9 protein-coding genes and 1 pseudogene are annotated in these 14,943 nt (G+C 43.9%); 8 read left to right on the top strand and 2 right to left on the bottom strand.

Going from position 1 to position 14,943, the window contains the following annotated elements; all coding sequences use genetic code 11:
- The first annotated feature begins 54 nt into the window (after positions 1 to 54).
- The 6 genes from KS242_RS13760 to KS242_RS13735 all read left to right on the top strand — a co-directional run bounded on the left by KS242_RS13760 (position 55) and on the right by KS242_RS13735 (position 8,475).
- Positions 55 to 2,592 carry a LuxR C-terminal-related transcriptional regulator gene (locus KS242_RS13760; protein WP_217321851.1) on the top strand — a complete coding sequence of 846 codons (2,538 nt, stop codon included), beginning with the start codon at positions 55 to 57 and terminating at the stop codon, positions 2,590 to 2,592.
- Positions 2,593 to 2,646: 54 nt separating this feature from the next.
- Positions 2,647 to 3,081 (top strand): SMU1112c/YaeR family gloxylase I-like metalloprotein, encoded by a 435-nt coding sequence (locus KS242_RS13755; RefSeq protein WP_254391716.1) that lies wholly within the window; start codon positions 2,647 to 2,649, stop codon positions 3,079 to 3,081.
- Positions 3,078 to 3,806: a hypothetical protein gene (locus tag KS242_RS13750; protein WP_217321850.1), complete on the top strand. Its 729-nt coding sequence runs from the start codon at positions 3,078 to 3,080 to the stop codon at positions 3,804 to 3,806. Before KS242_RS13755 ends, KS242_RS13750 begins: the two co-directional genes overlap by 4 nt.
- Before the next feature lie 113 nt (positions 3,807 to 3,919).
- On the top strand, positions 3,920 to 5,467 hold the full coding sequence (ppx, locus tag KS242_RS13745; protein ID WP_217321849.1) for an exopolyphosphatase: 1,548 nt from the start codon (positions 3,920 to 3,922) through the stop codon (positions 5,465 to 5,467).
- Positions 5,468 to 5,560: 93 nt separating this feature from the next.
- The gene (locus KS242_RS13740; protein WP_254391715.1) at positions 5,561 to 7,681 is read left to right on the top strand and encodes an RNA degradosome polyphosphate kinase; all 2,121 of its coding nucleotides are present in this window, start codon (positions 5,561 to 5,563) and stop codon (positions 7,679 to 7,681) included.
- A 122-nt stretch (positions 7,682 to 7,803) separates the two neighbouring features.
- On the top strand, positions 7,804 to 8,475 hold the full coding sequence (locus tag KS242_RS13735; protein WP_217321848.1) for a hypothetical protein: 672 nt from the start codon (positions 7,804 to 7,806) through the stop codon (positions 8,473 to 8,475).
- A gap of 90 nt (positions 8,476 to 8,565) precedes the next feature.
- Here the strand turns inward: KS242_RS13735 and KS242_RS13730 are convergent, their stop codons facing one another.
- Both KS242_RS13730 and KS242_RS13725 read right to left on the bottom strand, forming a co-directional pair.
- Positions 8,566 to 10,827, bottom strand: a complete 2,262-nt coding sequence (locus tag KS242_RS13730; protein ID WP_217321847.1) for a glycosyltransferase family 2 protein — start codon at positions 10,825 to 10,827, stop codon at positions 8,566 to 8,568.
- Positions 10,828 to 11,008: 181 nt separating this feature from the next.
- Entirely contained in the window at positions 11,009 to 12,046 is a 1,038-nt protein-coding gene (locus KS242_RS13725) for an endo-1,4-beta-xylanase (protein ID WP_217321846.1), read from the bottom strand.
- A 239-nt stretch (positions 12,047 to 12,285) separates the two neighbouring features.
- On the opposite strand from KS242_RS13725, the pseudogene KS242_RS13720 reads away from it, so the two are divergent.
- Together KS242_RS13720 and pruA are read left to right on the top strand one after the other, a co-directional pair.
- Positions 12,286 to 13,202 (top strand): annotated as a pseudogene (locus KS242_RS13720) (proline dehydrogenase family protein).
- A gap of 19 nt (positions 13,203 to 13,221) precedes the next feature.
- The gene (pruA, locus tag KS242_RS13715) at positions 13,222 to 14,769 is read left to right on the top strand and encodes an L-glutamate gamma-semialdehyde dehydrogenase (RefSeq protein ID WP_217321845.1); all 1,548 of its coding nucleotides are present in this window, start codon (positions 13,222 to 13,224) and stop codon (positions 14,767 to 14,769) included.
- The last annotated feature ends 174 nt before the right edge of the window (positions 14,770 to 14,943 follow it).

Below are 14,943 nucleotides of genomic sequence, written 5' to 3'. Positions count from 1 at the left end.
ATTCTACAAGTTTTGCTATAATTAATGTAACTATGATGAAGAAGGTTGATGGCGATGACGGAACGAAAATCTACTTGGAATCAAATGGCACACACAGGCGCTATTGGACGGATGCACATTGAACGGATTAAGCCTGACAGTGTATGGAACAATCTTGAAACTTGTAAGCTGACAACGGTGACTGCTCCTTCCGGATATGGCAAGACGACGATTTTAAAGGAATGGGCGGCCAAGACCAATTTAGATGTAGGGTGGGTCAGCTTAGGAGAAGAAGATATTCAGCGCGTCGCCTTTTGGAAGAAAGTAATTGTACATATGCCGGGTTTGCCGGAACAAGAACGAATAAACTTACTGGATATTATCCAGAGCACCTCCTTTTCGCCAACCCATTTCATTGCGACGCTTTGTGCGTGTCTTCGTACGTATCAAGAGAGTGGTGCACTAATCATTGATGACTTTCATCTGATGACAGATTCCTCAGAGTTAGATGAATTAATCACTTTTATTGAAGAGATGCCAGATACATATCATATCATTGTCTCGGGACAGTCTTTTTCAGGGGTATCACTCAAGCGACTGCTGCGTCATCAGCAAGTACTGCAAATTACCAAGCAAGATCTTGTTTTCACTACAGAAGAATTGCAGCATTATATCGTAACCTATCTTCACCGAGAGCCATCTGAAGAGGAAGTAGCGAACATCATGCAGCAGACAAAAGGCTGGCCTGCGGGGCTGCAGTTAGTTCACATGTATGAGCATCTGCGTGAAGATTACACTGATTTACAATTTTCTAATGTGACGGTAGCACGTCAGCTGATTCAGGAAATTGTGTATAGTTTATCGGAAAATGAGCAGCATTATTTGCTTTGTTCTGCTGTGCTCAATACAATGCATATTCGCTTGTGTGATCACCTTGCAGGTACAAGGCGCGGGCGTGTCATCATTAGACGATTGAAGACACAAGGACTCCTCGTTGAGGGACAAGAAGGAACGGGTTGGTTTAGCTTAAATAGGCATCTACGCAACTATTTAAGAGAGATGCTTGATATGCAAGATCTTATTGATGTCAAGGAACTTTATAAACGGGCAAGTGACTGGTATGAAACACAGCAGACATTGGTTATGGCCATTCATTATGCCTCAAAGGCTGGTGATCAGGAACTGCTGAAGCGGTTGATAATTAAAGCGGCTCCTAGTCTTCTGCAAGAAGGTCGTATAGCGCAGCTGCAGGAATGGATCAGCATACTTCCGCGCAAGTATATGTATCAGCTGGAGCTTGGCATCATTTATGGATGGGTCGTTTGCTTCCGTTTTCAGCCAGAGCTGGCTGAGCGGCAAGCACATATGATGGAGGAGCAGCTGCTCCGTCGGGAACTGCAGCTGACGGAAGAGGAAGAGAAGCGATATTTCACCGATGTGTATACATTGAAGACGTTCATTTCGATACTGCAGGATGATGCGAAGAGTACACTTAACAATGCCAATAAGGCACTTGTGTATAGCCCGATTACGAGCAGATATTTCTCTCATTCGTTTGATTACAATCGTCATGACGCGACGATCTTGCATTCTACCATTGGCGGTGGAGGGGACTTGCGTTCTGTTTATCGTCTATTTGAAAGCTTAGCACCAAAAATCACAAAAGAATCTGTATTCAGCGGATACTACAATATCTGTTTAGCGGAGATTGCGTATGAATGGGGGCAACCCGGAAAAGCAAAGCGTCACTTGGATGTTGCACTCATGATTGCGGACTTGTTTGGCCTTCCAGGTTTGCTCGTTCCTGTTTATCTATTAAAGGCGCGTTTGGAGATAGAGCAGCAAGGAAATGCACAAGCAGCAAAAGCGACACTGCATGCACTAAAAGATATGCTTACAACGAGCAATGCGCCGTCCGATTGGTTTAAAAAAGCAGAAGCTGCGCGTATCCAGATTGCTATTCAGCAAAAAGATGAAAACAGAATAAGAAATTGGCTGTCGTTATTTGTACTCCAAGAGCTGCCGGTCCAACAGAAAAGCTTGTATGAATATGTCACCCTTGTCCATGCTTATGCGGCATTAGATGAAAGGGAAACTGCGCTTCGTTACATCAAAAAGTTGATGCCTTTCGTAAAATTTGGAGGGCGGATAAGCGTGGAAATTGACCTGCTTGTTACACAGGCTGTGTTGTTGTATACAGAAGATAAAGAAGCAGCTTTCGCATCACTCAAACAAGCGTTGCGACTTAGTGTGGATTCTAAATATTTGCGTACGTACTGGCTAGGCGGAGAAACAGTACGAGACATGATTGAAGAGCTGATCCGATTAGAAGAAATACCAAAAAAACAAATCAAATACATCGAACAAATTCTTGCCTACTGGTCAAACGACACGCAAAATCAACGGCTGCAAAGTAAGCTGACAAAACGAGAATTGCAGCTTGTTTATCAGCTGCAGTTAGGAAAACGTAACAATGAGATAGCACAAGAGCTGACATTATCACTTGGCACAGTGAAGGTTTACTTCCATCGTATTTACGATAAACTTGGGGTTAAAAATCGCAAACAGGCAAAGGAAATTGCAGCAGGTTTAGATTATTCTGAGATATTGTAAAGTTGCGCATATCTTTTGCGGAATATGCTGATTAGAGGAAGTTTTTGTAGTAGAATGGAAGAAATGGAAATGTCGGAAGGAGGCAGCGCTGTGCTGCAAGCTGTGCATCATATTGCAATTATTTGTTCGGATTACGCAGAATCCAAGCGTTTTTATACAGAGATATTAGGGTTGGAATGTATTAGAGAAGTTTATCGGAAAGAAAGAGATTCTTATAAATTAGATCTCGCATTGGGAGATACTTATGTGATTGAGTTATTTTCCTTCCCGAATCCACCCGCCCGGCAAAGCTATCCGGAGGCAACTGGTCTCAGACATCTAGCTTTTACCGTTCATGATGTCGAGCAAGAGGCAGCACGTCTGGAAGCAATGGGTGTCAAAACAGAGCCGGTCCGCATTGATCCTTTCACGGAGAGAGCATTTACCTTTTTCCAGGATCCAGATGGACTTCCGATTGAGCTGTATGAAGAAGGAGGAGAAGCGAAGTGAAGAAAGAAACATTGTTAATCGGTACGTTCATTCTTTTCCTTGGCGTTGCGGTCTCCGCTTTCTTCTACATACAAAATAAGTCTGTTACGAACAGCTCTTTAAAAGCGAATGAACAAAAAGAGCAGTCTCTCGCGGTGAAGGCGAAACTATCAACAGCACCAAAAGAAGTAAAGATTGAACATATCGATGGTGAATTCGCTCTCCAAAAAGAATTGATTGCAGATGAGGAAGAATCTGAATTGCTTGAAGAAGAGGCTGATACGGAAGAAGATGTTTTGACAACAGAAGAGATGGTCGAGACAGAAGAAACAGCAGACGATACATACAGCACGAATTCTGATGACGATACGCCAGTATACAATTACACAGCTCCATCGAGCAGTTCTTCTGGCAGCAGCTCCTCTAGCTATAGAAATAGTGGTTCATCAAGTTATAGCAGAAACAGCAATAACGGCAGTACGAGTGGTGGGTCTTCATCCAGCAATAAAGAGGAAGCATATAAGTCTGAAGAAAAGCCAAAGCAAAAAGAGCCCGAAGAGAAGCCAGTAAAGAAACCAAAACCAAAACCAAAACCGCAACCAGAGGAACCAGCAGATGAACCGGAACCAGTGAAGGAAGAAACAACCGAGCCTGAGGCAGAACCTGAGAAACCGGCATCTGAACCAGATCAAGAGAAAAACGAAGAAACAGAAGAAGAGACAAAGGAAATTAAGGCAGTAGGATAATGTCTGCCAGTCGCACAAGTACACATGTGCGGCTTTTCTTTTAGGCAAAATGTTAGGTAAGGCTTACTTTGGGTAATATGGAGAAAAAGGCTGAAGATGTGAGGGGACTTAGAATGAAAACAAAGTATTACGCCATTATTGATATTGGGTCGAACACGATGCGGCTCGTTGTGTATGTACGGGATAAGAGCGGTCGCATTAAAGAAAGAGAAAATGTAAAAGTTGTCGCACGTCTAAGAAACTATCTTGATACAGAGGGTGTGCTGAATGAGAACGGAATCAAGACACTGATTAAGACGCTGCAAAGTTTTCAAGAAGTGACGCGCTTTTATGAATTGGAGACAACCACATGCGTTGCGACAGCGACTGTACGTCACGCGAAAAACCAGCAAGACATAGTAGATATAGTAGAGCAGAAGACCGATTTCCGTATCAAAGTATTGTCTGACTATGAAGAAGCTTATCTTGGCTATTTGGCAGTAACAAACAGCACACCATTCCGCGATGGGATTACAATTGACATCGGTGGGGGCAGTACAGAACTCACATATTTTGAAAATAAAGAATTGCGCTTCTATCATAGTTTCCCGTTCGGGGCTTTGTCATTAAAGCGGCAGTTTGTAGCTGGAGAAAAGCCGACTGAAGAGGAACTTAGACAAATTCATGCGTATGTTTGTGAGCAGCTCCGGACGTTGGAGTGGCTGGAAAACAAACAGCTGCCAGTTATCGCCATCGGAGGCAGCGCGCGAAATGTCGTGCAAATGCACCAAGAAGAAGTCGGCTATCCATTAGCAGGTTTGCATCAATACAAGATGACCAAGCAGGATATCGAAAACATAGAAGAAGAGATAGCACCGCTCAGCTTTGCAGAATTGCAAAAAGTCGATGGATTGTCCAAAGACCGAGCTGATATTATTTTGCCGGCTATGCAAGTGTTCCGCTGCTTGCTTGATTATGTAGGCACAAGTGATTTTGTACTAAGCCGAAAAGGGCTTCGGGATGGACTGCTGTTTGAAGTGCTGCATCGCCGAGAAGAAATGACACTGTTTACAGATGTGCTCGAGCGCAGCTTTGATGAATTGGCGAAGGATTTTGAGGTTGATGTGAACAAGGCAGCAGATCGGCAGGAAACAGCACTGCAGCTGGCGAAGCTTGTAGAGAAGCAAGGATTGATAACGCTAACGGACCACGATATCTTCTTAGTGCGATATGCAGCGTATGTGTACAACATTGGCGCGTACATCGATACAGAATCAGGCAACCAGCATTCATTTTATTTACTGGCCAATCGTACAATTGATGGATTGCTGCATAAAGACCGAATAATTTTAGCGCTGCTCGCATCTTTCAAAAATAAATCTTTCTACAACCGAAATGCAGAAGTGTTCCAAACATGGTTCCAGGAAGAAGAACTATCTCATTATCGTTTGCTTGGAGCAGTGATTAAACTAGCAAATAGTTTACATGCGACAAAGCGTAATATCGTATCTGCGATTGATTTGCGGCAAGAAGAGGAGGAACTTATCTTAACAGTTACATGTAAAGAAGATTGGCGCGCGGAAAGCTACCAAGTGGAAAAGCAGAAAAAACACCTTGAAAAGCAGCTGCGCCGCACTATCCAGCTAGCATTCCAAGAAGACGCAACTTCCTATATAAGTTAAACTTTACACAAAATTTACAATTGTTTTACTGCTGGAAGAGACGCAGCTGTTATAATAAAAGCGAAGAATATTGTCGAAAAGTGGTGCGTGGAATTGAGAACAGAGGAACAGTTGCGGGTAGAATTGAACAACCCGAAGTATTACAATAACCGAGAGTTGAGTTGGCTTGCTTTTAATGAACGAGTGCTGGAAGAAGCGCTTGATAAGCGCAACCCTTTGTTGGAGAGACTAAAGTTTCTGTCAATTTTCAGTTCCAATTTGGACGAGTTCATTATGGTGCGCGTAGCGGGTCTGAAGGATCAAGTGAAAGCTGGTTTCAATCGGCCAGAGAATAAAGCTGGCATGACACCGAAGCAGCAGCTCCAGAAAATAGGTGCTAAGGCACATCGTCTTGTAGAAGTACAAAATAATGTTTTTCAAGAGAGCATTATTCCAGAACTGCGTGAGGAAAAGGTGGAGCTGCTCAAGATGGACCAGCTTTCCAGTGCGCAGCTGCTTCGGTTGGAAACATTTTTTGAAGAAGAGATTTTTCCTGTTCTCACACCAATGGCAGTCGATGCCTACCGGCCGTTTCCGATGCTGCTGAACAAGAGCTTGAACTTGGCTGTTTCCTTACTGGATGAAAGAGAGCTTGACCAGGAGAAGCAGCATAAGCGAGCGATTGTACAAGTACCTGCCGTGCTGGATCGGTTTATTCCGCTGGCAGATACAAGCGAAGATGCGCTGCATTTCGTCCTGCTGGAAGATGTGATTAGCTATTATATCTACAAGCTCTTCCGTGGTTATCAAATCAAATCATCCACTGTATTCCGCATTACCCGAAATGCAGATTTGACAATTCATGAAGAGGGAGCTCGTGATCTGTTAAAGGTTATCGAGAAAGAACTGAAAAAGCGTAAATGGGGCGCAGCTGTCCGGCTCGAAATCCCAAAACAGGAATATGACCTTAGCATGGTTAACTTCCTAACGGAGACATTAGACATTCACCGAAAAGATGTCTATGAAATTGATGGACCAATTGACCTTACAAAAATGATGCAGTTTTATAAATTAGTTGCTCCAAAACGAGAACATCTTGTATACGAAATGCTTATTCCACAGCCGCCGGCAGAGATTGAGACAGATGAAAATCTATTTGATGCGATTAATGACCGCGATATTTTCCTGCATCATCCTTACGAGTCATTTGAGCCGATTGTAGATTTTGTGTCCAAAGCAGCCGATGACCCAGATGTGTTGGCAATCAAGCAGACGCTTTACCGAGTGAGCGGTGATTCGCCAATTATTGATGCGTTAAAACGAGCAGCCGAAAAGGGCAAACAAGTGACTGTTTTGTTTGAGCTGAAAGCACGTTTCGATGAAGAGAATAATGTACAATGGGCGAAGGAGCTGGAAAAATCGGGCTGTCATGTTATCTATGGTATGACACATCTGAAAACCCACAGCAAAATAACTTTAGTAGTCCGAAGAAAGCATAACCGAATTGAGCGTTTTGTTCATCTTGGTACGGGTAACTATAATGATCAGACAGCCAAGCTATACACAGATATGGGACTGTTCACTTCGAAACGGAAGATGGGTATTGATGCGACGAATTTCTTTAACTATTTGAGCGGATATACCGAGAAGCCGACGTTCCATCATTTATCGGTAGCACCATTCGACATCCGAGTTGATATTATTAAGATGATTGATGATGAAATCCAGATGCATAAGCGTTATAACAATGGACGCATTATTATGAAAATGAATTCCCTTACGGATAAACCAATTATTCAGAAGCTGTACGAAGCATCGGTTGCGGGTATCCAAATAGATTTGATCATTCGAGGAATTTGCTGTTTACGTCCGGGAATCAAAGGAATCAGTGAAAACATCCGCGTCCGAAGCATTGTTGGCAGATATTTAGAGCATACACGTATTTATTATTTCCATCATAATGGGGAAGAGAAAATTCAGTTGTCTTCAGCAGATATGATGACACGGAATATGGAGAAGCGAGTGGAAATCTTATTCCCAATCTATGACGGTCCGATTAAACGTCGGATTCGCAATATTCTTGATTTAATGCTGCAAGATAACAGCAAAGCGAGAGAGCAAGATGAATTCGGCGTCTATCATTATGTAACGCGAGGGGATAACGAAGAACTGGTAGATAGCCAGATGACCTTATTCGCAGAAGCATATCGGTATATGATGGAGGATGAAGAATAGAAAAACAGGACGCTGATTGCGTCCTGTTTTTACATTTCGACAAAAATTACTGGTAAGTATTGTTATAATGGAATCTAGCAATTTTTATAATAGTCATATGATTCGAACAAGGAGGCAATACATTGAAGGCATTTTTTCTTACATTAGTAAGTATTGTTCTAGTAGCTGTCATTGGTACAGGGGCTTACTTTTTCTTATCAAGTGATGGCGGAAGCAGTGCAGATTCAAAACAGCAGGAGCAGTCGGTTGCTGAGCAGGCAGCAGAGGCAGAGGAACAAGAGGTAGTGGAGATTGAGCCAGCAGAAGAAAGAAAAGAAGCGGGAGCATCACAGTTTACAGAGCTTTCAGGCGATACAAAAGATTTTCTTTCTACCCTAACGTACGAGAACTATGATACATCAGTGGCCTATCAGAATGAAGAGCTCGCCAAACAAATTATTAGCGACCAGCATGCCTATTTGAACGATCTTACCGGATGGGGCCATATTAACAGCGTAGATATTGATTATTTGGCGCAATCGGAAGAATGGAAACAGCTGAAGGAAGATGTAGAGCGTCTGCGCACAGAAGGCTTTGCAGATTCTGAAGCGGTAAACGATATGTGGAATGCAGAAGCCTTCATGCGCATTGCAACGGATAGTGCAGATGTGAACAGCTTGCGCTACGTGCATCGCATCTTTCATGACTTAGATGCAGAAATCAATGGAGCAGACGTGGACAAGATATGGGATGCAACGCGGGCATTCGGTGCAGAGGCTGAGACACAGGAACTGTATGAATATATAAAGGGATGAGCAATCGCAGAAAGAGCAGAAGGTTATACTCCTTCTGCTCTATTTTTGAGTTTACTGGCAAGAAAACGAGTAACAGAAACGGGAGACGTATTAAGCAGTATCTGAATCAGCAGTTTCGGTCAGGAAGCGCAGGCCGGCTATATAGCTGCGACCGCGTTTTTGAACCCATTGGACGCGAACATCACTATCACGGAAACTATTATGGCTTGTGGACAAGCGCAAAATCTGTCCTGGACTTAGTGATCGTCTGAGCTCTACTTGGCAGCCGCTCAAGCTATAATCCACTAAAGTCGTCTCTATCTTGTTATTACTGTCGGGTTGCAAGATGGCTGGTACAGAAATAGTTTCTCGAATACTCTGCCGTTCCGCTTGTTTCGGTGCCGCTTGAGTTTGTCGAAAGAAGCGCGATACCGCACGCCAAAGTGTGGAATTCACATATTCTCGGTTAGAGTAAATATCTGCTGCGTCCACGAACAAAATCTGAACGAGTGAACGGTATTGCTCCTGGGTAACATCCTGAAACGAAATGCCGGCATAATAGCTTGTCCCTTGCTGGGATACCCAATGTTTTCGCAGCTGCACGTCTTGAAGCGGTCCGGCGCATAATGTGAGAGAAGCACCAGCTGAGAGCATATGAGCAGACTTGACATCAAGCAATTCTAAACGAGCGCCATATTCGCTTAAGTCAATAATTCTTGCTGGATAAGAGGCGCCATCAAGTGAATTTTTCACTTGAGCTTCTATTGTGACATCAAAACGCTCGGCTTCTCGGAAACGCGGGCGTTCCACTGCGATAATAAGTGCCATCACAAGTGCAACAGCATTATAGAGCACCCAGAAGATATTGATATATAGCATCTCGACATTATGATACAGCTGAATAGGTGTGAATAAATCAATAACAATCATGACGACACTGACAAGACTCATAGCGAGCAAGATGATATACGGCGTACTCGTGCGCCATAGAAAATGACGTCGGTTATTGAGAATTCCTTTGCGGGTGACATTGAATGTAATTGATTTTCGTAAAAAGATCTCTGTCAGAACAGATAAAGCCATGTAAGGTGCAAGTGCTACTTCATAAACATGACTCCATAATGTTGTTCGTTTGTTGTCTGCCATCCGGCGGAAAGCCAGCTGGGATGACAAAAAGGCCGGCAGCCAATATAACACCAAGGTGGAGAAATCTGTTTGCAAACTATAAATACCAAACAGCAGGAACAACAGCGGAGCAAGTAAGTAGACCATTTTATAAATGCCGAAAAACCAATAATGAATACCATCCATATACAACAGACGCTGCATAAAACTTAGCCCTTTGATTGTAAGTGGGTTCCATTTTCGGATGACTTGGATGTTTCCCCGGCACCAACGGTCACGCTGCTTCAGCAAATCCGCATACGTTTCGGGGGATAACCCAACAGCCAGCGTTTCATTGACAAACACCGTTTTTTGACCTTTTGTTTGCAGCAGCATGCCGGTAGCCATATCTTCGGTAATGACACCTGTTGCGAAACCGCCAATAGCTTCTAAAGCAGAACGGCGGAACAGAGCATTACTGCCAACATACATCGTTGCATTAAATCGGTCTTTGCCTTCTTCCAGACGGCGCATAAAGAAATCCTGTTCGTTCGTGATGTTATCCTCGAAGAATAGGTTATATTGAAATGCGTCGGAGTTGTAAAACACTTGTGGTGCTTGCACGAAGGAGACTTTTTCGTCTGTGAAATAACCGAGAGTCCGCTCCAGAAAATTAGCACGCGGAACCATGTCTGCATCCATTGTGACAATAATCTCGCCATCTGTCTTTTTCATAGCCGCGTTCAAGTTGCCGGCTTTTTGATGCTTGTTGTCTGGGCGGTCTAAATAAGAAGCGCCCAATGATTCTGTCAGCTCGCGAATAGCTGTTCGTCTGCCATCATCACAAACGTAAACGTTCAGCTTGTCCTTCGGGTAGTGCATCATCTGGCTTGCTACTATAGTCCGCTTTAATAGATCGCTTGGCTCATTATAAGTAGCAATATACACATCCACTGTTGGAAGTTCTTCAAAAGCAGACAGCGGAATGGTTTTCCGCTGGAACGGTTTCCAAGACAGAATCGTAAAGACGATGGACTGCAAATACCCGGCCCATTCGGTAATTAACAGTAAAATGCCGACAATCAAGCTGATAATACCAACGGTCGGAAGCGTAAAGGCGGTCCGCCAGATAAGATAAACAAGATTTAACCCTAAAAAGGCTGCCAGCAATACATATTTGGCGAATAGGTGTTTTCGGGCAAATAGATACAAGATAAGTAATACGGCTGTGGAAGCAGCCAGCCAAATGATTTCTGACGTTTGCACCATCCATCACTTCCTTTATTTCTAGTATTTATCGAACATTGCTAGGAATCGAGCCTGTCTTTCTTCTTCCCTTAATTCCTTCTGCTTATGTCATAAGTTATAGAAATAAATTGCGGATGAATAGGAAAATAAGCATAAAAAATAGACTATGCCACGAACGGCAGTAGTCTATCTCCTAAGCTAATTAAAATAACAGCTTCCGTTTTATTGTGTGATAGGCCTTTTTGGGCTGGCTGTTTTCATCAAATAATAATGGCTTCCCATCAGGTGATTCTTTTTCGGTAACCCAGCTATAATTATCGGAAATGCCCCAAACAGTGAATGCTTCACAAGCTGTTGTATCCAGACAGACCTCCATAACATCTCCGTACCGCTCTGCTTGGATATTCTTCGCATCTCCATTGTTGAGATTCTGCAATTTCACATCCATCTCTGTGACAGCTACTTGGAATCCAGCATTCTCAATCCGTTGGAACCATTCTGCGATACGCTCCTTGGAAAAGCGGGGATCAGCTGCGTCTATGTGCATCTGTGTGCCGATGCCATCAATTGGAACGCCTTCTTCTTTCCAAGCACTTAATGCCTCTAGCATAGCTTCTGATTTTTCGTTAGACATCTCTGTGCCAAAGTCATTGTAATAAAGTTTAGCATCGGGGTTGGCTTCGTGCGCCCATTGAAAAGCAAGCGGTATATAATCCGGACCGATTGTACGCAGCCATATATTATCCCGGAGCGTACCATTATCGTGATACGCTTCATTTACAACGTCAAAAGTATCAATGCTGCCTTTATAATGTGTGACGATGCTTTGAATATGCGATTTTAGTATACGTTCAGCTGACGTACGGTCGACGGCTTGTGCTTGTACCCAAGCTGGCAGTGCTTCTCCCCAAACGAGTACATGACCGCGGATTGCAATATCATGCTCCTGAGCCATCTCAACCATTTCATCAACTTTGACGTAATTGAAAGCACCTTCCTCGGGCTGCATGGCATCCATCTTCATTTCATTTTCAATCGTCCAGCTGGAAAATTCAGTCGTTGCAAGGTCTTGGTAGTCTTTATCTTCCATTAGTGCATCATACAGAATGGAAGAGCCAATACGTAAATCTTCATCGTCTGCGAGTTTGCCCAAAGCTTGTCTTTCCATCAAATACCCTCCTAGTGCAATCCCGATTAGAAGGATAACGCTTCCAATCCAGATCCATTTACGCTTCTTCATGAAAAGCCCTCCACATTGGTTCGTCATATGATGTAAATCGAACCATTAATAGGTACATGTTACCGTAAGAACAAACAAGTAAACCAGTCAAGCGGAAATAATAATGCATCTAGTTAATCTTTGTGTAAAACACACAAAACCAGGAGAAATGTTTGTCATTATTGCATATTGTAAGCCTTTTCTTATCCGACTACAATGAACATATAGCACATGTGCAAGTGAATTGGGAGGTGTTACAGTTGGAAGCTTTATCTCGCAATTTTTTCTTGTATTTATCAAAGAACCAGCAGTTGAACAAATTGGCCAGCCAATATGGCATTAAGATGGTAAAAGGAAAAATCGTTGGCGGTGTATCCTTCGATCAAGCCATTCCATTTATACAGGAACAAAACAAAGCCGGCATGAGTGTAACAGTGGATCACCTAGGTGAGTATGTTGACGATCCACTAACGACGCTAGAGCGTACAAGCGGAATTGTCGCAGCGCTAGAGATGATCAAAAAGAAAATCTGGATGCGCATGTTTCATTGAAACTGACCTCGCTTGGGCTGGACATTAGTGAAGAGCTTGTCCGCCTGAACTTGCGCCGGATTTTGACAGCTGCGGATCGTCTCGATGTCATGGTGACGATTGACATGGAAGATGCAACGCGATGTGCGCAAACATTAAGTCTTTTTCAAGAATTGAAGGCTGAGTACCAAAATGTGAGCACTGTCATACAAGCGTATCTTTACCGAAGTGATGAAGATTTGGAGAGCATGCAGCATTTGCAGCCATTCGTTCGCTTAGTGAAAGGCGCCTACAAGGAACGGGTGTCGGTTGCTTTCCAAGAAAAGCGGGACGTTGATGCCAACTATCGTAAATTAATCGCCAAACAGCTGGATAGCGGGAACTATACAGCTATCGCTACGCATGATGAGCAGATGATCTCCTTTGCTAAACATTATGCACTGGAAAAAGGAATAGGAAAAGATAAATTTGAATTTCAAATGCTGTATGGCATGCGGGAGCAGCTGCAGGAAGAGCTCGTCAAGCAAGGCTATAAGGTTCGGATTTACTTGCCTTATGGAGATGACTGGTACGGCTACTTTATGCGCAGGCTGGCAGAGCGGCCAGCAAATATTGCATTTGCATGGAAAGGTATGACCAAAAAATAAACAAAAGGAGCGATCTATCGTGACAACACCTTATAAACACGAACCGTTCACTGATTTTACACAGGAGCAAGAGCAACAGGCTTTCCAAGAGGCACTGAAGCAGGTACAACATGTGATGGGAAACAAGTACCCTCTTGTAATCGACGGCGAAAAGGTAACGACTGATGACAAAATCGTCTCCATTAACCCAGCAGATAAAGAAGAAATAGTTGGGGAAGTGTCGAAAGCTTCTCAAGAACATGCAGAACGTGCCATTGAAGCAGCTGCAACAGCATTTGAAACATGGCGTTATACAAAAGCAGAAGAGCGTGCGCACATTCTCATGCGAGCGGCAGCCATCGTTCGCCGTAAGAAACATTATTTCTCAGCGCTGCTTGTGAAGGAAGCCGGCAAGCCTTGGAAAGAGGCAGATGCCGACACAGCCGAAGCAATTGACTTTATGGAATATTACGCCCGTCAGATGATGGAGCTTGCACCGGGCAAAGAGATTCTCTCTCGTGAGGGAGAATCGAACCGCTATATTTATACGCCGACTGGTGTTACAGTCGTTATTTCGCCGTGGAACTTCTTGTTCGCAATCATGGCAGGAACAACCGTTGCACCACTCGTAACAGGTAACACCGTTGTCTTGAAGCCGGCAAGTGCTACACCAGTTATTGCGGCACAGTTTGTCGAAGTACTGGAGCAAGCAGGTGTGCCGAAGGGCGTTATCAATTTTGTGCCAGGAAGCGGCTCCGAAGTGGGCGATTATTTAGTAGAGCATCCGAAAACAAGTATCATTACCTTCACTGGATCACGTGATGTTGGCACACGTATTATTGAAAAAGCAGCCAAAGTGCAGCCAGGACAGCAGCATTTAAAACAAGTTATCGCAGAAATGGGCGGAAAAGATACAATTGTTGTGGATGAAGATGCAGATATTGAACTAGCAGCAGATGCCATTGCTGTATCAGCATTTGGATTCGCCGGTCAAAAATGCTCGGCTGGCTCACGAGCGGTTGTGCATGAAAAAGTATATGACGCTGTGCTGGAGCGCGTCATCGAAATTACGGAGTCTCGTATTACGGCAGCTCCGGAAAGTGCCGATGTGTACATGGGTCCAGTCATTGATCAAGCTTCCTTTGATAAAATTACAGATTATATCGAAGTCGGCAAAGAAGAAGGAAAGCTTGTCAGCGGCGGATCCAGTGACAACAGTAAAGGCTTCTTTATCCAGCCCACCATTTTCGCTGACTTGTCACCAACATCCCGTTTGATGCAAGAAGAAATCTTCGGACCAGTACTAGGATTCTCAAAAGCAGCCAGCTTTGAAGAAGCCATTGATATAGCAAACAACACAGAGTATGGCTTGACTGGGGCGGTGATCACAAATAACCGCGACCACATCGAATACGCCAAACAACGATTCCACGTCGGCAACCTATACTTCAACCGCAACTGCACCGGCGCCATCGTAGGCTACCACCCATTCGGCGGCTTCAAAATGTCAGGCACCGACTCCAAAGCCGGCGGCCCAGACTACCTACAGCTTCATATGCTAGCAAAGACAGTCAGTGAAATGTACTAAGAAAAGCGGAAAAGACCGTTTAGAAACGAAGCGGTAAGCAAGGGAGCCCGGAGTGGGTGAATTTCCCACATAGGGATTCATTGCTTACAGCGCAGTTTCTGGTCTTTGCAGCTAGACATGAAGAAAAGCGGAGAAAACCGTTTAGAAACGGAGGAATAAGCGAGGGAGCCCGGA

The organism is Terribacillus sp. DMT04 (genome assembly GCF_019056395.1).
GTDB lineage: Bacteria > Bacillota > Bacilli > Bacillales > Amphibacillaceae > Terribacillus > Terribacillus aidingensis_A.
This window is presented reverse-complemented; position numbering and strand designations above follow the sequence as displayed.

Excerpts from the sequence above, each read along its gene's own strand:
- KS242_RS13760 (WP_217321851.1), top strand. The coding sequence starts at position 55 with ATGACGGAACGAAAATCTACTTGGAATCAAATGGCACACACAGGCGCT.
- KS242_RS13755 (WP_254391716.1), top strand. The coding sequence starts at position 2,647 with ATGGAAGAAATGGAAATGTCGGAAGGAGGCAGCGCTGTGCTGCAAGCT.
- ppx (WP_217321849.1), top strand. The coding sequence starts at position 3,920 with ATGAAAACAAAGTATTACGCCATTATTGATATTGGGTCGAACACGATG.
- KS242_RS13730 (WP_217321847.1), bottom strand. The coding sequence starts at position 10,827 with ATGGTGCAAACGTCAGAAATCATTTGGCTGGCTGCTTCCACAGCCGTA.
- KS242_RS13725 (WP_217321846.1), bottom strand. The coding sequence starts at position 12,046 with ATGAAGAAGCGTAAATGGATCTGGATTGGAAGCGTTATCCTTCTAATC.